The 18732-nt window shown below is 66.6% G+C and carries 22 protein-coding genes; 16 read left to right on the forward strand and 6 right to left on the reverse strand.

Features of this window, described 5'->3' with window-relative positions; all coding sequences use genetic code 11:
* The first annotated feature begins 11 nt into the window (after window positions 1-11).
* The 6 genes from hisB (at window position 12) to QI450_RS04445 (ending at window position 4761) form a co-directional block, all read left to right on the forward strand.
* Window positions 12-638: an imidazoleglycerol-phosphate dehydratase HisB gene (hisB, locus tag QI450_RS04420; RefSeq protein ID WP_226773804.1), complete on the forward strand. Its 627-nt coding sequence runs from the start codon at window positions 12-14 to the stop codon at window positions 636-638.
* A complete protein-coding gene (hisH, locus tag QI450_RS04425) occupies window positions 635-1417 on the forward strand; it encodes an imidazole glycerol phosphate synthase subunit HisH (RefSeq protein WP_226773803.1) in 783 nt (260 codons plus the stop codon). Before hisB ends, hisH begins: the two co-directional genes overlap by 4 nt.
* A gap of 9 nt (window positions 1418-1426) precedes the next feature.
* Complete coding sequence (locus QI450_RS04430) at window positions 1427-1576, forward strand: hypothetical protein (RefSeq protein ID WP_282468178.1); 150 nt, start codon at window positions 1427-1429, stop codon at window positions 1574-1576.
* 147 nt (window positions 1577-1723) lie between these two features.
* Window positions 1724-2470, forward strand: a complete 747-nt coding sequence (priA, locus tag QI450_RS04435; RefSeq protein ID WP_226774188.1) for a bifunctional 1-(5-phosphoribosyl)-5-((5-phosphoribosylamino)methylideneamino)imidazole-4-carboxamide isomerase/phosphoribosylanthranilate isomerase PriA — start codon at window positions 1724-1726, stop codon at window positions 2468-2470.
* Between the two features lie 10 nt (window positions 2471-2480).
* A complete protein-coding gene (locus QI450_RS04440) occupies window positions 2481-3380 on the forward strand; it encodes an SseB family protein (RefSeq protein WP_226774189.1) in 900 nt (299 codons plus the stop codon).
* A gap of 58 nt (window positions 3381-3438) precedes the next feature.
* The gene (locus QI450_RS04445; RefSeq protein ID WP_226774190.1) at window positions 3439-4761 is read left to right on the forward strand and encodes an MFS transporter; all 1323 of its coding nucleotides are present in this window, start codon (window positions 3439-3441) and stop codon (window positions 4759-4761) included.
* A gap of 125 nt (window positions 4762-4886) precedes the next feature.
* Here QI450_RS04445 and QI450_RS04450 read toward each other — a convergent pair whose 3' ends face one another.
* A complete protein-coding gene (locus tag QI450_RS04450) occupies window positions 4887-5273 on the reverse strand; it encodes a DUF1844 domain-containing protein (RefSeq protein ID WP_226774191.1) in 387 nt (128 codons plus the stop codon).
* Between the two features lie 407 nt (window positions 5274-5680).
* Here QI450_RS04450 and infC point away from each other — a divergent pair, with 407 nt between their 5' ends.
* The 4 genes from infC (at window position 5681) to QI450_RS04470 (ending at window position 8672) form a co-directional block, all read left to right on the forward strand.
* Entirely contained in the window at window positions 5681-6790 is a 1110-nt protein-coding gene (gene infC / locus QI450_RS04455) for a translation initiation factor IF-3 (RefSeq protein ID WP_226774197.1), read from the forward strand.
* A gap of 115 nt (window positions 6791-6905) precedes the next feature.
* The gene (gene rpmI / locus QI450_RS04460; protein ID WP_009358635.1) at window positions 6906-7100 is read left to right on the forward strand and encodes a 50S ribosomal protein L35; all 195 of its coding nucleotides are present in this window, start codon (window positions 6906-6908) and stop codon (window positions 7098-7100) included.
* 118 nt (window positions 7101-7218) lie between these two features.
* Entirely contained in the window at window positions 7219-7695 is a 477-nt protein-coding gene (rplT, locus tag QI450_RS04465) for a 50S ribosomal protein L20 (protein ID WP_226774192.1), read from the forward strand.
* 65 nt (window positions 7696-7760) lie between these two features.
* A complete protein-coding gene (locus QI450_RS04470; RefSeq protein WP_226774193.1) occupies window positions 7761-8672 on the forward strand; it encodes an RNA methyltransferase in 912 nt (303 codons plus the stop codon).
* Window positions 8673-8860: 188 nt separating this feature from the next.
* Here QI450_RS04470 and QI450_RS04475 read toward each other — a convergent pair whose 3' ends face one another.
* Window positions 8861-9127, reverse strand: a complete 267-nt coding sequence (locus QI450_RS04475; protein ID WP_253033207.1) for a GlsB/YeaQ/YmgE family stress response membrane protein — start codon at window positions 9125-9127, stop codon at window positions 8861-8863.
* A gap of 228 nt (window positions 9128-9355) precedes the next feature.
* Here QI450_RS04475 and QI450_RS04480 point away from each other — a divergent pair, with 228 nt between their 5' ends.
* Window positions 9356-10276, forward strand: a complete 921-nt coding sequence (locus tag QI450_RS04480) for a cation diffusion facilitator family transporter (protein ID WP_226774195.1) — start codon at window positions 9356-9358, stop codon at window positions 10274-10276.
* A gap of 46 nt (window positions 10277-10322) precedes the next feature.
* Here QI450_RS04480 and QI450_RS04485 read toward each other — a convergent pair whose 3' ends face one another.
* Entirely contained in the window at window positions 10323-11531 is a 1209-nt protein-coding gene (locus QI450_RS04485; protein ID WP_226774196.1) for an MFS transporter, read from the reverse strand.
* Between the two features lie 170 nt (window positions 11532-11701).
* Between QI450_RS04485 and QI450_RS04490 the strand changes: the two genes are divergently transcribed.
* The 4 genes from QI450_RS04490 to QI450_RS04505 all read left to right on the forward strand — a co-directional run bounded on the left by QI450_RS04490 (window position 11702) and on the right by QI450_RS04505 (window position 15154).
* Window positions 11702-12157 (forward strand): (deoxy)nucleoside triphosphate pyrophosphohydrolase, encoded by a 456-nt coding sequence (locus QI450_RS04490; protein WP_226774731.1) that lies wholly within the window; start codon window positions 11702-11704, stop codon window positions 12155-12157.
* Window positions 12158-12327: 170 nt separating this feature from the next.
* On the forward strand, window positions 12328-13467 hold the full coding sequence (locus tag QI450_RS04495) for a Re/Si-specific NAD(P)(+) transhydrogenase subunit alpha (protein WP_226774730.1): 1140 nt from the start codon (window positions 12328-12330) through the stop codon (window positions 13465-13467).
* A complete protein-coding gene (locus tag QI450_RS04500; protein ID WP_226774736.1) occupies window positions 13467-13784 on the forward strand; it encodes an NAD(P) transhydrogenase subunit alpha in 318 nt (105 codons plus the stop codon). The genes QI450_RS04495 and QI450_RS04500 overlap by 1 nt, the downstream gene beginning before the upstream one ends.
* Entirely contained in the window at window positions 13781-15154 is a 1374-nt protein-coding gene (locus QI450_RS04505) for an NAD(P)(+) transhydrogenase (Re/Si-specific) subunit beta (RefSeq protein WP_226774729.1), read from the forward strand. The genes QI450_RS04500 and QI450_RS04505 overlap by 4 nt, the downstream gene beginning before the upstream one ends.
* Here QI450_RS04505 and QI450_RS04510 read toward each other — a convergent pair.
* The 3 genes from QI450_RS04510 to QI450_RS04520 all read right to left on the reverse strand — a co-directional run bounded on the left by QI450_RS04510 (window position 15151) and on the right by QI450_RS04520 (window position 17492).
* Window positions 15151-16305: an Rv2578c family radical SAM protein gene (locus tag QI450_RS04510; protein WP_226774735.1), complete on the reverse strand. Its 1155-nt coding sequence runs from the start codon at window positions 16303-16305 to the stop codon at window positions 15151-15153. The two genes, QI450_RS04505 and QI450_RS04510, sit on opposite strands and share 4 nt — an antisense overlap.
* Before the next feature lie 115 nt (window positions 16306-16420).
* Window positions 16421-17059 carry an SIMPL domain-containing protein gene (locus tag QI450_RS04515; RefSeq protein WP_226774728.1) on the reverse strand — a complete coding sequence of 213 codons (639 nt, stop codon included), beginning with the start codon at window positions 17057-17059 and terminating at the stop codon, window positions 16421-16423.
* Between the two features lies 1 nt (window position 17060).
* Window positions 17061-17492, reverse strand: a complete 432-nt coding sequence (locus tag QI450_RS04520; protein WP_226774727.1) for a hypothetical protein — start codon at window positions 17490-17492, stop codon at window positions 17061-17063.
* Between the two features lie 177 nt (window positions 17493-17669).
* Here QI450_RS04520 and pheS point away from each other — a divergent pair, with 177 nt between their 5' ends.
* Entirely contained in the window at window positions 17670-18731 is a 1062-nt protein-coding gene (gene pheS, locus QI450_RS04525; RefSeq protein WP_226774726.1) for a phenylalanine--tRNA ligase subunit alpha, read from the forward strand.
* The last annotated feature ends 1 nt before the right edge of the window (window position 18732 follow it).

Here is an 18732-nt window from a genome sequence, read left to right on the forward strand (position 1 = left end):
AGGACACCCACATGAGCATCCCCGGATCAACCGCTACCGAGGGCCGGACCGCACGCATGGAACGGACCACCAGCGAATCTTCCGTCCTTGTCGAGATCAACCTGGACGGAACCGGCGTCTCGGACATCAGCACCTCGGTCCCGTTTTATGACCACATGCTGACGGCGTTGAGCAAGCACTCCCTGATCGACATAACAGTCAAGGCCACCGGGGACACACACATCGACGTCCACCACACGGTCGAGGACGTCGCCATCACCTTCGGCGAGGTCCTGCGCACCGCCCTCGGCAACAAAGCCGGGATCCGGCGCTTCGGCGAAGCAACCGTCCCCCTCGACGAGGCGCTTGCGCACGCCGTGGTGGATGTTTCCGGCCGCCCGTACCTCGTCCACGGCGGCGAGCCTGCCGGCCAGGAGTACCACCTGATCGGTGGACACTTCACCGGTTCCCTGACCCGCCATGTGTTCGAAGCGATCACCCTGCACGCAGGGATCTGCCTGCACATGAACGTCACCGCAGGCCGGGATCCGCACCACATCGTTGAAGCCCAGTTCAAAGCCTTTGCCCGGGCCCTGCGTGCGGCCATTGAGCCTGATCCGCGCGTCGAAGGCATCCCGTCGACCAAGGGTGCCCTGTGACCGGCAAAGTGCTGAAGGACGGCGCCATCACCAACCCGGATGCCGGCAGGAAGCCAGCGTCGCCCGAGGGCAAGCCAACAGTCACGGTGCTCGACTACGGCTCGGGAAACATCCGTTCTGCCGTCCGCGCGCTCGAACGGGCCGGCGCCGAGGTTATCCTCAGTTCCAAGCCGGACGATGTGCTCAACGCCGATGGCCTCGTGGTCCCCGGCGTGGGCGCGTTTGAAACGGTGATGCGCGAACTCAAAGCCGTGGACGCCATCCGGATGATCGGCCGGCGCGTCGCCGGGGGCCGCCCGGTGCTTGCCATCTGCGTTGGCCTCCAGGTCCTCTTCGAAGCCGGCGTCGAGCACGGCACCGAAGTCGAAGGCATGGGGGAGTGGCCGGGGAAGGTCGAGCTCCTCCCCGCCGACGTGGTACCGCACATGGGCTGGAACACGGTTTCCGTTCCGGCTGGCTCCCGGCTCTTCGCAGGTGTCGAAAGCGAACGCTTTTACTTCGTGCACTCCTACGGTGTTCAGGAGTGGGACTTCGAGGTGGTCCAGCCTCGGATGAGCGCGCCGCTCGTTACGTGGTCGGAGCACGGGGCGCCGTTCATTGCGGCCGTGGAAAACGGCCCGCTGTGCGCCACCCAATTCCACCCCGAAAAGTCCGGCGACGCCGGTGCCCGCCTGCTCCGGAACTGGGTCGGGGGTTTGCGGGGACGAGCCGGGACGGCGGTAGCCACAAGCCCGAAGGCCGCCCCGGCCGACGCAGCCCCGGAAGCCGGGACCGCCTAGATGTGGTCCTTGGTCCTGATGGGGCTCGCCGGGCTGCTCGTCGGCGGTGCGCTGTCCTTCCGCCAGCAGAAGAGTCCGCGCTGGGTTCAGGCGGTCTTTTATGTCCTGGCCGGGATGGCGCTGCTCGCCGCGTACCTCCTGACGCTTCCCGCCGCCTGACCCCCCGCCGCCTGCCCCCCGCCGCCTGACCCCCCCCGCCGCACCCTGCCCCCCCGCTGGACCGACTCCCGCTGAACCGACTCCCGCTGAACCGACTCCACGCCGCACCCTGACCACCCGACGTCCCTGAAGAGCTGAGGATCCACGATGACCACCGAAACCCCGCTGCCCGTGCTGGAGTTGCTGCCCGCCGTCGACGTTGTCAACGGCCAGGCAGTCCGTCTCGTCCAGGGCGAAGCCGGCAGCGAAACGAGCTACGGCACCCCGTTGGATGCGGCGCTGAACTGGCAGCAGCAGGGCGCGGAATGGGTCCACCTCGTTGACCTCGACGCGGCCTTCGGCCGCGGTTCCAATGCCGAACTGCTCCGCGAAGTGGTTGGCCGGCTCGACATCAAAGTCGAACTCTCCGGCGGCCTGCGCGACGATGAATCGCTTGAGAAGGCTCTTGACCTCGGCGTAGCCCGCGTGAACCTGGGCACCGCCGCCCTGGAGAACCCGGAGTGGACCGCCCGGGTGATCGAGCGCTTTGGTGACAAGATCGCCGTCGGCCTGGACGTCCGCGGCACCACACTGGCCGGCCGCGGCTGGACCAAGGAAGGCGGGGACCTCTGGGACGTCCTCGGACGCCTCGAGGAAGCCGGTTGCTCCCGCTACGTCGTCACCGACGTCACCAAGGACGGCACCCTGCAGGGGCCCAACGTGGAACTGCTGCGCCAGATGGTGGAGAAGACCGGCAAACCCGTTGTTGCCTCGGGCGGGATTTCCAGCCTCGAGGACCTCAAGGTTCTGCGCTCCCTCGTGCCGCTCGGCGTCGAAGGCGCGATCGTCGGCAAGGCCCTCTACAACGGCAATTTCACCCTGCCCGAAGCCCTCGACGCCGCCGGCCGCCGCTAGCGCGCGCAGCATGGAGCACCTCTCCGGGGAAGAGCGCACGCCTGGTGACCGGGCCCCGGCACGGCCGCTGCCCAGTCATATCGCGGCGGCCCTGGCCGGCGCCGGCGGTCCGACAGACTCGGCAGGCCAGCCCTGGTCCGGCCGCACCTTGGCGGGCGAAGCTGCCAGCGTGCACAACTTCGAGAACGACGACGGCGCAGCCGACGCCGGTTACCTCGCGGCGCTGACCGCACTGGCCGCCGGCGCCGGCGACGAAGCGGCGGTGGTGGCCGCGCTGTCGACCGCGCGGGTGTTTGTGCCGATTCTCGCCACGCTCGCCGAAGAAGGCGTTGGCGTTGCGGACCTGCATTCAGACAAGCAGGCCGATATGGCCCTCGTGACCCTCAAGGCGCCCGACGGCCGGACGGCGATGCCGGTGTTCACGTCCGCCGCTTCGCTCGCCGCCTGGCACCCGCAGGCTCGCCCGGTGGCGGTCCATGCCGCCCGCGCGGCACTCTCCGCGGTCGCTGAGGGCGCGGAACTGCTGGTGCTGGACCCGGGTTCTCCGATCACCTTTGTGGTTCGGCGGCCGGCAGTGTGGGCCCTCGCGCAGCAGCGGGGCTGGACACCGTCCTATGCTGATCCGGAGCTGGCCCGGAGCCTTGGTGCGGCCGCCGTTGGCTTTCCTGCCGTTCGGCGGGTGGAAATTCATTGTGGCGGCGGAGTCGCCTCGCTTGCGGCCGATGGAAGGCAGCTTCCCGGCGGCGGCTCCGGCCCGGAACTCCGGGTGCTGCTGTACCTTGAAGACGGACTCGACGCCGCCGGCGTCCAGGCCATCGTGTCCGGTCTTAATGACGCCTGGGCGCGGAATGAAGTTTTTGCCGAGCGGGTTGACTCGATCGAAGTCAAACTGCAGCGCGCGGCGGAATAGGCCCCGGCCGGCGGGGGAGACTCCGCCGGCCCGGGCACGACCAGTAAGGATGTGATCCGTGAACTTCGCGATATACCGGGAGTTGCTGGCCGTTCAGCCGATCAGGCGGCTCCTGCTGATCGGAATGGTGGCCCGCATCCCGCACTCCGCTGCCGGCGTCTTACTGACCCTGCACATTGTGCTGACCCTCGGCCAAGGCTATGCGGCTGCCGGGGCAGCGGCCGCGGTGATGACAATTGGCATTGCCGTCGGTGCACCCTGGCGAGGACGGCGGGTAGATACTGTCGGGCTGCGCCGCGCGCTTATTCCCTCCGTCGTCTCTGAGGCGGTCATCTGGTCAGTGGTCCCGCACGTGTCCTACGAAGTGCTTTTGCCGCTGGTCTTTGTTGGTGGCCTGCTGACGCTGCCGATCTTCAGTGTGGTGCGCCAGTCCCTCGGCGTGCTGGCCTCCGGCGAACAGCGCCGGACGGCCTTCGCCCTGGACGCCATCTCCACCGAGTTGGTCTTTATGATCGGACCCGCAGCGGGTGCCCTGGTCGCGACCGCCGGACAGTCGGTGTTGGGGCTGACAATTGTCGGCATTGCCACCTCGGTTTCCGGGCTCTTCCTGATGTGGTTCAACCCGCCGACCCGCAGTGCCGAGTCTGACGGTGAGTCCGATGCGGTCTTTGGCGCCAGCCAGCAGGACGCCGCCGAAGCCGCCGTCGTGGCAGCCGCCCCGGCGCACCTGCAGGAAGCCGCGGCCGAATTCGTCCCGCTTGCAGCCGCGGAGGACAGGCGGCTGGCGCCGGCCGGGCTCCGGCGCAGGGTCATCCACAATTTCAGCTGGTTCACCACCGCGGTCGCCGCGGTCTTCGCAGTTGCCGGCGGTGCCGGGATGGTCCTGAGCGGCACCGACGTCGGGATCGTGGCCGCCCTCGAAACCGGTGGCCACCAGGGTGAGATCGGACTGGTCTTCTTTTTCTGGTGCGCCGCGTCGGTGATCGGTGGTTTGCTGTATGGCGCCATGCACCGGCCGATCTCGCCGATCCTGCTGCTCCTTGGTATGTCCGCACTGACCATCCCGATGTCCTTGGCGCAGGACACCTGGACACTCAGCATCCTTTCGCTGCTGCCGGGACTGTTGTGCGCGCCGGTGCTGTCGGCCGCCTCGGAGAAGGTTGCCGAGCTCGTCGACGAGCGGCGCCGCGGCGAGGCGATGGGCTGGTACGGCTCGGCGCTGACCGGCGGCGTCGCGTTCGGCGCACCGCTTGCCGGGGTCTTTATCGACGGCGTCGGGCCCACCACCGGATTCCTGGCGGTCGGGGCGGGCGGGGTGCTCCTGTGCCTCGTGGGCCTGGTGCTGCAACAACGCCGCCGCCGGCGCCTCGCTTCAGCCTGAGCCCCGGCCGGGACGGACCGCCGCTGGCCCGGCAGTTGCATGGACGACGGCGTTAACGGGGACGGCGGGCGGACCACAATGGTCTGCCCGCCGTCCCCGCGTACTCGCTGGTTTGCCGGTGGTGCCTAGTTGACTGCGCCGGTGTATTTTTCGCCCGGACCCTTGCCCGGGGCGTCCGGGATGACGGACTCTTCTCGGAAGGCCAGCTGCAGGGACCGCAGCCCGTCGCGCAACGGTCCGGCGTGCTGGGAACCGATTTCAGGCGCCGCCGCGGTGACGAGTCCGGCCAGCGCCGTGATCAGTTTGCGTGCCTCGTCAAGGTCCTTGAGTTCGTCGGCGTTCTCTTCGGCGGCCAGCCCAAGCTTCACTGCTGCGGCACTCATCAGGTGCACTGCGGCGGTGGTGATGACTTCGATTGCGGGCACCTCGGAGATGTCGCGGATCTGCTGTGAAACGTCGCCTTGGGCGTCGGCGGGCTCGTAAACGTGTGAATTACGCTCTGATGTGCTCATGCTGGTAAGCTTGTCACAGACCGACTGATTGTCGTTATTCCACTGTTTGCGCCGTTAGTTCACCGCTGCGGCCCAGCGTCGGGACAAGTCCGAACCCGCCATGCCCGTCATGGAGGTGCGTCGGACGGAATTTGTTCTGTAGAATCGATTTTCAGTTTGCAAGCGGAGTTCTCTCCCACCCGCGTCAGCCGCTCTCCTTCGGGAAGCTTCGCAAGAAGTAAGGTTGCCGGGTACCTGGTCGGGCATTCTTCCCGGGCGTCAGCCCGGCAGGATGTATGCCACCTCATTCGAGGCCGGCAGCGCCGATCTTCGAGGCCTTCGATTGCTCCGGCAATTGGGGGCCTTCTCTTTTTGCCGGTGGAATACCCCCTTACGAACACAGGAGCCTTAACATTAGCGAGCCAAGAATCAATGAGCGTATCCGCGTCCCCGAGGTGCGGCTGGTCGGCCCTGCAGGCGAACAAGTAGGCGTTGTCCGTATTGAGGATGCCCTGCGTTTGGCTGCCGAGTCCGATCTTGATCTCGTTGAAGTTGCACCGCAGGCCAAGCCTCCGGTGTGCAAGCTGATGGACTTCGGCAAGTACAAGTACGAAGCCGCGGTCAAGGCACGTGAAGCCCGGAAGAACCAGACCAACACTGTCCTGAAGGAAATTCGCTTTCGCCTGAAGATTGACACCCACGACTACGAGACGAAGCGCGGCCACGCGCTCCGCTTCCTCGGCGCCGGAGACAAGGTCAAGGCCATGATCCAGTTCCGAGGCCGTGAGCAGCAGCGTCCCGAGATGGGCATCCGTTTGCTCCAGCGCTTCGCGGACGACGTAGCCGAGGTTGGCGTCGTGGAGTCCAGTCCCCGGATCGACGGCCGCAACATGGTTATGGTCGTTGGCCCGCTCAAGAACAAGGCAGAAGCCAAGGCAGAAGCCCGCCGGGCGTCGCAGCGGGCGGACGCCAAAGCCGAGAACGAAGCCAAAGCTTCAGGCCGCGTCGAAACCTCGGCACCTGATGCACCCTTGACCCAGTCGCTCGCGGATCTTCTTCCCGAGGGCTACCAGGTCCGGACCGAGGCGCCAGCAGCTGAGGAGGCCGTGCCAGCGGCTCCGGCCACGGAACCCCTGGCAGCGGAAACCGTCCCCGACGTCGTCGAAGAGCCGGCGGAAACGGTCAAGGCTGACGCCGTCGCGGCCGACGCTGCCAAAACCGCCGAGGCTCCGGCCGCCGCGGCAGAGAAGGCCCCGGCTGCTAAGGCTGCCGTCCAGGAAAAGCCGAAGCAGGAGGCCGCCAAGGCCGCTCCGAAGCGTGAGGCGCCCAAGGCCGCCGCCAAGCCGGCAGTTAGCAAGGCCCCGGCAGCGCCCAAGGCCGCAGCCACGGCTCCGGAGGCTCCCGCGGCCGCTCCGGCGGCAGCACCGAAGCCGGTTGCTGCCCCGAAGCCGATCCCACGGCCCTCGGCACCGAAGCCGGCCGCCCGGCCGGCCGCTCCAAAGGCCGCCGTCAAGCCGGCCGCCAAGAAGACCAACTAGTTCAGGGCTGCCGGACAGCAACGTCCGGCAGCAAGCAACCAGCACGCCGCCCGCAGGGGCGGCTGCACGAAAGACTGCAGACCCTGTCTGCGGATACGTAAGGAGATCGGTTCCCATGCCGAAGATGAAGACCCACAGTGGTGCTAAGAAGCGCTTCAAGCTGACCGGCAGCGGCAAGCTGCGCCGCCAGCAGGCTAACCGCCGCCACTACCTCGAGCACAAGTCCTCCAGGCTGACCCGCCGCCTCGCCGGCGACAAGATCGTCTTCAAGGGCGACGCCAAGGTCATCCGGAAGATGCTCGGCATCTAAGTTCCAAGTTCTCTGACTATTGCCACCTGGCAGTAGTCAACTACCAAAAAGGCTTCTCAGGCCAGCCGGTTTCTCCGGCAGTAGATGCTTGGGATCAGATTTTCTAAGGAGTACGCACGTGGCACGTGTGAAGAGGGCGGTCAACGCCCACAAGAAGCGCCGGGTTATTCTTGAGCGCGCCAAGGGCTACCGTGGACAGCGTTCACGCCTGTACCGCAAGGCCAAAGAGCAGCTGCTGCACTCGTTTGTGTACAGCTACGGTGACCGCAAAAAGAAGAAGGGCGACTTCCGCCGCCTCTGGATCCAGCGCATCAATGCTGCCTCCCGCGCCAATGGCCTGACCTACAACCGTCTGATCCAGGGCCTGAAGGCCGCTGAGGTCGAGGTTGACCGCCGGATGCTGGCCGAACTTGCCGTCTCCGACGCCAACGCCTTCGCCGCTCTTGTCAAGATCGCCAAGGACTCGCTGCCCGCCGACACGTCAGCTCCGGCCGTGCAGGCCGAAGCTGCACCGGCCGCTTCGAAGCCGGCTGCGAAGAAGGCCCCCGCCAAGAAGGCCGCTGCCAAGCCGGCCGCCGACACGGCTGCCAAGTAGTACCTGAGCTCGTTCACGGACTACCGCGTTCAAGAACCGGCTCGAAAAGCTACTAAGGTTCTTATATGAACGAAACCGGGCGCCCGCAAGATGATGTACTTTCCAACCCTCGAGCTGATCGAGTGAGGAAGGTGGCACAACTTGCCGGGCGCCCGGCGCGTTTAAAGCGCCGCGAGTTCCTGGCCGAGGGGCCGCAGGCGGTCCGGGAGGCCTTGGTGCTGCACCGGAAGAGGCTGGCCGCGGGGGAGCCGGGCATTGTCTATGAGGTTTACGCGAGCGAGTCCTGCCTGGACCGGCACCCTGACCTGGAGACACTCGCCGAGGGCACCACAGCCTTTTTAGCCACCGACGAAGTCCTCGCCGCGATGGCGGATACGGTGACCCCGCAGGGTGTGCTCGCGGTCTGCGGCTTCCTCGATGTGAGCCTGGACACGGTACTTGACGCCGGCCCGCGGCTGGTGGCGGTGTTGTGTGAGGTCCGCGACCCGGGTAACGCCGGCACCGTTCTGCGGGCAGCGGACGCGGCCGGCGCGGATGCTGTTGTCCTCACCGCTTCCAGTGTGGACATCTACAATCCCAAGGCGGTCCGATCGACGGCCGGGTCACTCTTTCATCTGCCAGTGGTGCTTGGTGCCGAGCCCGGGGAGCTGGCGGCCCGCTGCAAGGAACGTGGCATCGGAGTTCTCGCCGCAGACGGCGGAGGGGAACTTAATCTGGACCGGCTCCAGGACCAGAACGCTGCCCGCCGGCTGGGCGCACCGGCACCTGACGCCGGGTACGCGCTGGAAAGCCCGACGGCATGGCTCTTCGGCAACGAAGCCCAAGGGCTCTCCGATGAAGAGCTCGCCCTGGCCGACCACCGGGTGGCCGTGCCGGTCTACGGCGCGGCTGAAAGCCTCAATCTGGGGACCGCGGCAACCGTCTGCCTCTACGCCAGTGCCCGCTCGCAGCAAGACGTCGGAGCCCCGCAGAGCTAAGCCCCGCAGAGTCAGGCTCACAGAGCTAGCCTCACAGAGCTAGCCCCGCAGCGCTAAGCCCCGCAGAGTCAGGCCCACAGAGTCAGGGACCGCGGGGCCGCTCCCGGTCCCGTGGCTACAACGAGCAGGGCACAAAAGTACGGCGGGGGTCCACCGCAAGGTGGGCTCCCGCCGTTGTGCCGGTGTAGTTATGTGGTCTTGTTGCGCCCCGTGATGGCGCCGTAGACGCCGGCAACCACCAGGCCGCCGACAATGGCCAGGACCCAGGAACCGAGGTTCCAGAATTCCATCTTGCCGCCGCCGAAGAGCAGGTCGCCGATCCATCCGCCGACAATAGCGCCGACAACGCCGAGTACAAGACTGGTAACCCAGCCGCCGCCGACACTGCCAGGCATAACTGCCTTGACGATTGCACCTACTATGAGTCCGAGAATGATCCAGCCAAGAAAGCCCATTACTCCTCCTACATATTCGTCGGCATCCAAAGGGTGAATCCCGATTATGGCTTCAAGCTAACATAGGCCGGTTTGCTTGTCAGTAGCCGCACACCCAATTGTTATTTGCCCCGCCGGACCGGTCGCCCCGGGTGCTGGCGGCGGGGCAAGAGCAGGTACGGTATTCCTTGTGGGCGCGCGCATCGGCCGGAGTCCACCACCTTCCCAAACCCCTTAGAAGAGGCTCTCTTGGCTGCAAATGGCGGTACCAAGGCGATTGTTGCGGCGCTTGCCGCCAACCTGACTATCGCCGTCCTGAAATTCGTCGCGTACTTCCTGACTTTTTCCTCATCAATGCTGGCCGAAGCGATCCACTCGCTCGCGGACTCCGGCAACCAGCTCCTGCTGCTGGTGGGCGGCAAGCGTGCCAAACGGGCGGCAAGTCCGGAGCATCCGTTCGGATACGGCCGGGAGCGCTACATCTACGCCTTTATCGTCTCAATCGTGCTGTTCAGCGTGGGCGGCCTCTTTGCTTTGTATGAAGCGTGGGGAAAGCTCCAGCACCCACACGCCATCGAAGGTGCGTTCTGGTGGGTCCCGCTCGCCGTCCTGATCGGTGCCGTCATCGCGGAGTCGTTTTCGTTCCGGACAGCCGTCATCGAATCCAATCCCCTCCGCGGCAAGCAGGGCTGGGTCAAGTTCATCCGCAGCGCCAAGCAGCCGGAGTTGCCCGTTATCCTGCTCGAGGACTTCGGCGCGCTTGTGGGCCTGTTCTTCGCGCTCTTGGGCGTCAGCCTGACCCTGCTCACCGGAAACGGCATCTGGGATGCCCTGGGTACTGCGATGATCGGCTTCCTGCTGGTTGCCATCGCCGCTGTGCTTGCCATCGAAACCAAGTCACTGCTGCTCGGTGAATCGGCCACGAAGGACGACGTCACCAGGATCCGGGTGGCCATCGAATCCGACGGCACCTCGATCATCCACCTCAAGACCCTGCACTTGGGTCCGGAGGAACTGCTCGTCGCGGCGAAGATCAGCATCGGCAGCTCCGACACCGGCCGGGAAATCGCTGCGGCTATCGACAGTGCCGAGACCCGGATCCGGCAAGCTGTTCCGATCGCGCGGGTTATCTACCTTGAACCGGACCTCCAGCGCGTCAACGCCACCTGACCGGTCATGATGCTGAGGGGCCGCTGATCCGGGAACCGCAGTGCGGCTACCGGACCAGCGGCCTCTTGCGTTCCACCCGTCCGCTGATGAGGGCGATTCCAAGGCCCAGCAGCGCCAGCACGGCTCCGACCAGCGCGGGAGCGACGTACCCCCAGCCCCAGGCGATGACAAGCCCACCCAGGAATGCGCCCAAGGCGTTGGCCACATTAAGGGCCGCATGGTTGAGCGAGGAAGCCAGCGACGGGGCGTCGGGAGAAGCGTCCAGCAGCCGCGTCTGCAGGGCCGGGACAAGCATGGCGCCGGCCGCGCCGACCACGAAGACCATCAGGTACGCGGACCACGGCCAATGCACGGCCACCGCGTAGGCCACAAGTGCCGCGGCAATGCCCGGCAGCACCCAGTAGATCGTTCCCATCACTGACTTGTCCGCGATCCGGCCGCCAACGATGTTCCCGACCACCATGCCCACCCCGTACAGCGCGACAACGGCCGGGAGCCAGGCCGAGGGAATGCCCGCCACGGAGGTCATGGTGTGCGCAATGTAGGTATAGGTGGCGAAGAAACCGCCAAAGCCGACGACGCCAATCAGGATCGCCAGCCAGACCTGGAGCCGTTTAAGGGCGCCCAGCTCACGGCGGAAGCTCGCATCGGCGTGCGGCTTCTGGAACGGCACAAACTTTGAAAGCATCACCAGGGTCAGCACGCCGATCCCGCCGACCAGCAGGAACAGCAGCCGCCAGCCATACGTCTGGCCCAGCCAGGTGCCGAACGGTACGCCGATGACATTGGCGACGGTCAGGCCGGCCATCACCATCGAAATAGCCCAGCCGCGCCGGGTCGGGGCGACCAGTGACGCCGCAATCACCGCAGCAACACCAAAGAAGGCGCCGTGCGGCAACCCCGCCGCGAAGCGGGAAAGCAGCATAGTGCCGTAATCGGGGGCGATGAAGGAGCTGAGGTTGGCGACGCTGAAAAAGAGCATAAGCCCCAGGGCCAGATACTTCCGCGGGAGCTTGGCGCCGACGGCGGCCAGCACAGGGGCGCCAACCACCACACCGAGGGCATACGCGGAGATCAAATGGCCGGCCTCCGGCGTGCTGATGTTCAGGCCCTGCTCGATTTCCTTCAGCAGGCCCATCATCGTGAATTCCGTGGTGCCGATGCCGAATCCGCCCATGGCGAGGGAAACGATGGCTAGGGAAACAGTGCGGGTGCCGGTCTTGGGCGTCGCCGGTGTTCGTGCGGTGATTGTCATTCGTCTGCTTTTCGGGGACGTTCCCGGGTGGAACCAGGAGGGTGCGGCAAGTTAAATATGATCTGCGGTCTGATGAGTTGAACGGGGCGGGCGGGCCGGGTATTCCAGGTCCGCAGCCACCGGCCGGTTCCATTCTCTCCCACGTGTGCCCTGCCCCTAGACTTGGTCGCGTGACTGGACTCATCAACGTTGTCGGCGGCGCAGTACTGGACTCCCTCGCCGAACCTGGCCGGCTGCTTGTGGCCCGGCGGACGGCGCCCCCGCAGTTCGCCGGCATGTGGGAGTTTCCCGGCGGCAAGGTCGAGTCCGGCGAGACGCCCGAACAGGCCCTGCACCGGGAATTGCGGGAGGAACTTGGAGTCCGGGTCAGGCTGGGAGCAGAACTCGCTGCGGGCGCGGCGGAGGGCTGGCCGCTTAACGAACGTGCCGTGATGCGGGTCTGGTTCGCAGAGCTTCTCGGCGGCGATCCGCGTCCGCTCCAAGACCACGACGAGCTGCGCTGGGTCGATCTGCAGGACCGCGGCGCCGTGCTGGCCCTGGACTGGATCCCGGCCGATTTGCCCATTGTGGAGGCGCTGCTGACAGCCGTGGAGGGCCGGAAAGACGCAGCGGCGCCGGGGCCCTGAGACCGCCGGTGTTGTGCTTCGCTTCGGGCGCACCGGACGTGACATGGAGGCCCTGAAAACCGTCCAGGTGAGCTGCGGGTGACGCGCCGCCGATCCCCGCCTGCGGAGCCCGCCCCTCGCCAAAGGGTGAAGCGTGTGCCTACTCTGAAGCCATTCGAGAGGAGTTGCCAGTGCTGGTGGGTGTCAGGCGGGAACAACGCACGGGGGAGCGACGGGTTGCCGCGACGCCGGAGACCGTGCGCCAGCTAATGGATCTTGGCCTCGATCTGGTGGTGGAGAGCCAGGCCGGTACCGCGGCCGGGTACGGCAATGCCGCCTACGCCGCGGCGGGAGCGTCAATTGTTCCGGAGCTGACGGCAGCATCACTGGATGTCTTGCTGCACGTCCGGCCGCTTGAACCGGAGACAGCCCGGGAACTCCGCCCGGGCACGGTGACTATTGGCTTCGCCTCTCCGGGGTCGGAACTGCCCGGAGTGGACGCCCTCGCGGGCGCCGGGGTGACCTCGTTTGCGCTGGAACTGGTGCCGCGCATCTCCCGGGCCCAGTCGATGGACGCGCTCAGTTCCCAGGCGCTGGTCTCCGGCTACCGGGCGGTGCTCGAGGCCGCGGTGCGCTATCCCCGCTTCTTTCCGTTGTACATGACCGCGGCGGGGACGATCCCGCCCGCCAGGGTCCTGGTTCTGGGGGCCGGAGTCGCCGGGCTGCAGGCCATTGGTACGGCTAAACGCCTTGGGGCCAGGGTTTCGGCCAACGACATCCGGGCCGCCTCAGCGGAAGAAGTCGCCTCGATGGGTGGCACCTTCATCCAGCTCGATCTTGACGCCGCGGACGGCGGTGGCGGCTACGCCCGTGAGCTGGGCGAGGACCGGGCCATACGCCAGCGCGCCCTGCTGGCCCCGCACGTCGGGGCGGCGGATATCCTCATCACTACCGCCGCCATCCCCGGCCGCGCAGCTCCTTTGCTGGTAACTACAGAAATGGTGGGAGCCATGCGGGCCGGTTCGGTCGTTGTTGACCTTGCGGCGGAATCCGGCGGGAACGTCGAAGGAGTCATCGCCGGGCAGGACCTCCAGATCCCGGTGGACGGCGGTTCCGTTACGCTGGTGGGCCTGCAGGACGCGGCTTCCTCGATGCCCTCCGATGCTTCCCGGCTTTTCGCCCAAAACGTCGCGAACCTGCTGGCCCTGATGACCACAGAGGGAAAAGTTGTTCCGGATTTCGACGACGAAGTTGTCGCCGGCGCCTGCCTCACCCACGGCGGGGCCGTCCGGCACGCCGCCACCGCCGGCGCGCTGGAGGCACTCAGATGATGGATCCGGTCACCCTGCTGACGGTAGTGGTGCTCGCCGTCTTTGTTGGGTTCGAAGTTGTGTCGAAGGTCACCAGCAAGCTGCATACTCCGCTGATGTCCGGCGCCAACGCCATCCATGGCATCATCCTGGTTGGCGCCATCATCGTGGCCGGCCAGGCGGACGACCCCTGGCTGCTTATGGTTGCACTCCTCGCTGTGGTGCTGGCAACGTCCAATTTGGTCGGCGGATTTGTGGTAACGGACCGGATGCTCGAAATGTTCGGCAGCCGGAAACCTGTCCGGCGCAGCGACCGTCCGCGGCGGGACGGCCCATGAGCGTCCTCAGCCCGATGTGGACCTCCCTGTTTTACCTGGCGGCCGCGGTGTGTTTCATTCTTGCGCTGAAGGGCCTCAGCTCACCGCGGACCGCGCGTCGAGGCAACACGATTGGAGCGGCCGGCGCCTTCGTGGCCGTCGCCACGGTCTTTCTTTCCGCGAAACTGGCAAACATCCCGCTGATCCTCGCCGCCATCGCCGTCGGGTCTGCCATCGCCGTTCCGGTGGCCCGGCGGGTGCAGATGACCCACATGCCGCAACTGGTGGCCTTGTTCAACGGCGTCGGCGGCGGAGCTGCTGCGCTGGTGGCAGTGCTGGAACTGGGCCACAGCGGCGATTACTGGGTGCGGGTGGCCGTGGTCTTCACCATGTTGATCGGCGCTGTGTCTTTTGCCGGCTCAGCCGTGACTGTGGGCAAGCTCCAGGAGCTGATCAGCACCCGTCCGCTGCTGTTCCCGGGTATGCCGGTGGTGATGGGCGCCGTGGTGCTGGGCGCCGTCACCGCCGGCACCCTTGTGGTCGGTTCGGGTTCAACCGGCTGGGCGGCCGCGCTGCTGGCAGTGGGCCTGGCCGGGGGACTCCTGCTGGTGCTGCCCGTCGGCGGGGCCGACGTGCCAATAGTCATTTCGTTGCTGAACGCCTTTACCGGCCTCGCGGTTGCAGCATCCGGCATTGTGCTTGGCAACGTCCTGCTGGTGGTGGCCGGCACCCTGGTGGGGGCCAGCGGCACCCTGCTGACCAAGGCGATGGCCGCCGCGATGGGCCGGGGCGTCGCCGGCATTATATTCGGGGCCTTCCGGGGCGGGTCGACGGCGGGATCCACAGTGCAGAGCGACCGCCCGGTGCGCTCGTCCTCGCCCGAAGACGTCGCGGTCCAGCTTGGCTACGCCCAGCGGGTCGTGATCGTGCCCGGCTACGGACTCGCCGTCGCCCAGGGCCAACACACGATCGCCGAGCTTGCCACGGCCCTGGCGGCCCGCGGCGTTGAAGTGGTTTTTGCCATCCACCCGGTGGCCGGGCGGATGCCGGGCCACATGAATGTGTTGCTCGCGGAAGCAAACGTTCCATACGAGGCGTTAAAAGAGCTGGCAGAAGCCAACCCGGAGTTCCCGAACACCGACGTCGCCCTGGTTGTGGGCGCTAACGACGTTGTTAACCCTGCCGCCAAATCCACGCCCGGGGCGCCGATCTACGGGATGCCCATCCTGGAGGTTTCGCTGGCCGGGCAGGTGGTGTTCCTCAAACGCTCGATGCGGCCGGGTTTCGCCGGGATTGAGAACGAGCTGCTCTTTGATGCCAAAACGACGCTGCTCTTTGGAGACGCCAAGGACTCACTCACCCGGATCCTGGGCGCCGTGAAGGAACTCTAGAACAAGGTAGCCTGTGCAGCCGGCGTTGCTGACCGCTGGCCGGCGGCGACGGCTGCCGGTTCGGGGAGGCTCCCCTCGGGATACTGCGCTTCCTCGTCCCTGGGGTCACGGCTGCCGGGATCGTCGTTGAGGTCCCGGTGGCTGAAGCCCTGCGAGCCGGAGAACCCATGCCTGGCCTTGAAATACCGAATGCGGCCGGAGAGCCAGTCGCGGTACTCCTTGGCGGCGTAGGAACCGGTGCCGTAGAGCCGGCGGTACCTGCCGGCAAGCTGGGGGTGTTCCTTGGCGACCCACTGCATAAACCATTCCCGGGTGCCGGGCTTGAGGTATAGCGCCCCGGCCGTGACTCCGGTGGCGCCCGCCGAGGCCAGCGAAGCGAACAGGGAATCGAGGGCCTCGTCGCTGTCCGAGAGCCACGGCAGGATGGGCATAGCCATTACGCCGCAGGGCAGTCCGGCCTCCCGGAGCCGGGTAATCAGCTTCAGGCGGGCCCGGGGCCCGGGCGTACCGGGCTCGACTGCTTCGGCGAGGCGCTCGTCCGTCATCGCCAGTGAGATGCCCACGCCGACCGGGACCTGCGCAGCCGCATGCTTCAGCAGCGGGATGTCCCGGGCCAGCAAGGTGCCCTTCGTCAGGATTGACAGCGGAGTCCCGGAATCGGCGAGGGCACCTATGATCCCGGGCATCAGCCGGTACCGGCCTTCGGCCCGTTGGTAGGGATCGGTGTTGGTACCGAGAGCCACGTGCTGCCGGGCCCAGGAGGGCTTGGCCAATTCCCGGCGCAGGACCTCCGCGGCGTTGATTTTCACTACCACCTGGCTGTCAAAGTCCAGTCCGGCGTCGAAATCGAGGTAGGTGTGGCTTTTCCGGGCGAAACAGTAGACACACGCGTGGCTGCAGCCACGGTACGGGTTGATGGTCCATTCGAACGGCATTCGGGAACCGGCGGCCACTTTGTTGAGCACCGATTTAGCGGTGACCTCATGGAACGTGACGCCGGCGAATTCGGGGGTGGTCACGGAACGCACCAGCCCGAGCAGGGGCAGCAGGGCATCGGCGGCGGCCGGGGACCCGCCGGCGGCAACTGTGCCCTGCCCGGCGGCCGCCCAGTCTTCCGACGCCGGATTAAGTGCTTGCGCGTCCCATCTCATGGTTTCCATTCGAAGGTATGTTCGAGTTTAAGTCAAGGAGCCCCGCTGTATCCGGACGCCAGCGCGCCGTTGCAGTCCACCGCCGCCGGCCCGCACCGCTGCGCCCGTGGCAGGCTTAGCCGTGCAGCTCCCACACAACGCCGACCGTTGCGGTGACGGACGATTCTCCGGCCTCGACAGTAAGCGATTCCACCGCGGCGGCCCGCTGCATCGCCGCCCCGGGGAGTGGGGCCGCATGTCCGGACTGCTGGGTGAGCGAGATGACCTGTCCCAGCGACGTCCCGGCGAGCGAGGCGAAGTGCCCGGCCGTTGTGCGGGCGTCCAGCCAGGCGGCCTCACGGGCGCGGGCGTAGACGCCGGCGGGATCGGCGAAGCCGAGCTCCAGGCCGTTGAGCCGGACATCGTTGCCGCCGGCCGATACGGCCGCGGCGATGACCGCCGACGACGTTCCCAGCTCCCTGAGCCGGACACTCAGGACGCTGGACGCCAGGTAGCCGGCCACGACCTGGCCCCGGCCCTCCTGCCAGTTCACCTCGGCACGGACATTGAGCCCCGACGTGGTGATGTCCGGGTCCGCCACGCCGTACGAGCGCAGTGCCTCCGTGATCGCTGCCAGGACCCGGCCGGCGTCGCCGTACGCGGCGCCGACGCCCTCCCGGCGGCACTCGACCCCTATCGAAAGGGTAAGCATGTCGGGTTCGGCTTCCGCGCTGCCGGATCCGGTTACGGAGATGGTCCTGGGACTGTCGGTCATGTTATGCCTCGTTCTGTTCGGGGGCCGCCTGGGTTGGCTCCGGGTAGCCGCCGGCCAGCAGCCCGGCGTGCCGTTCGAAGACATTACCCGAGCCGGGGTTGCCGGTCCGGAGCTGGGACCAGGCTGCTGCCAGGAAATACAACGGCAGGAAAGGCAGGCCCAGGCAGCACGCGTACTGGGTGCTGTGGCGCTCCTCGTGCCCGAGCAGTTCCGGATTGGCGAGGGCGTTGCCGGGTCCGGCGCGGAAGAGCACCACATTGCCGACCGTAAAGGCTCCGGCCATTGGCAGCCGCCAGTGGTAGCCGGTGGCAAGCAGCAGCCCGCGGGGTCCACGGCGGACCGGGGCGCGGGCGCAGCCAGCGAGCAACAAGCCCAACGGGGTTGTTGCATTCAATACATTGGCCAGCTGCCGCAGCCGTTGTCCGGGCGTCATAAGGCCATGCTAGCCGGGACCCAGGTTCGGGCACCTGAGTGCGTTCAACTAGACTGTTGGGAAGTGTCCGCCGGAGTGATTTTGGCGGGCCCTGCCCTTTGTCAACGCTCGGGTCCCTGCATCTGAACAAGGTCCTGCGCCCGTTGGCATGAACCGACTCGTAGCTAAGAACAGTAGATGACTGAAACTTTGCCGGGCGCCGGCGTCCCGAATCCCCTGGATGAAGCCGCCATCACCGCCGCCGTAGACCAGGCCGTTGCCGCTATTGCCGCCGCCTCCACGCTCGATGAACTCAAAGCCGTGCGGCTTGCCCACACCGGCGAGAAGTCCGCGCTGAGCCTCGCCAACCGTGAAATCGGCGGCCTGCCGAAGGACCAGAAGGCCGCCGCCGGCAAGCTGATGGGTGCCTCCCGCGGACGTGTCAACAAGGCGCTCGCGGACCGCACGGCCGAGCTCGAAGCCGAGAACGACGCACGCATCCTGGTCGAGGAGACGGTTGACGTCACGGCCGCTCCGCGCCGCCGTCGTGCCGGTGCACGCCACCCGCTGTCCACCCTGCAGGAACGCGTCGCTGACATCTTCGTTGGCATGGGCTGGGAAATCGCCGAAGGCCCCGAGGTCGAGTCCGAATGGTTCAACTTCGATGCGCTGAACTTCAAACCGGACCACCCCGCCCGCGAAATGCAGGACACCTTTTTTGTGGAGCCGCCCGAAGCCCACCTGCTGATGCGCACCCACACCTCCCCGGTGCAGGTCCGCTCCATGCTCGAACGCGAACTGCCGATCTACGTGCTGTGCCCCGGCAAGGTGTTCCGCACCGATGAGCTCGACGCCACGCACACGCCGGTCTTCCACCAGTTCGAGGGCCTCGCCATCGACAGGAAACTCAGCATGGCGGACCTCCGCGGCACCCTGGAGCACTTCGCGCGCCAGATGTTCGGCGACGAGGCCCAGATCCGGCTGCGCCCGAATTACTTTCCGTTCACCGAGCCCTCCGCCGAGCTGGACATCTGGCACCCGGGGGCCAAAGGCGGCCCCAGCTGGATCGAATGGGGCGGCTGCGGCATGGTCAACCCCAACGTGCTCCGCGCGGCCGGCATCGATCCGGACATCTATTCAGGTTTTGCCTTCGGCATGGGCATCGAGCGGACCCTGATGTTCCGCAACGAGGTCGGCGACATGCGCGACATGATCGAAGGCGACGTACGTTTCAGCGAGCACTTCGGGATGGAGATCTAAA

It is taken from the genome of Arthrobacter sp. EM1, from assembly GCF_029964055.1.
Taxonomy (GTDB): domain Bacteria; phylum Actinomycetota; class Actinomycetes; order Actinomycetales; family Micrococcaceae; genus Arthrobacter.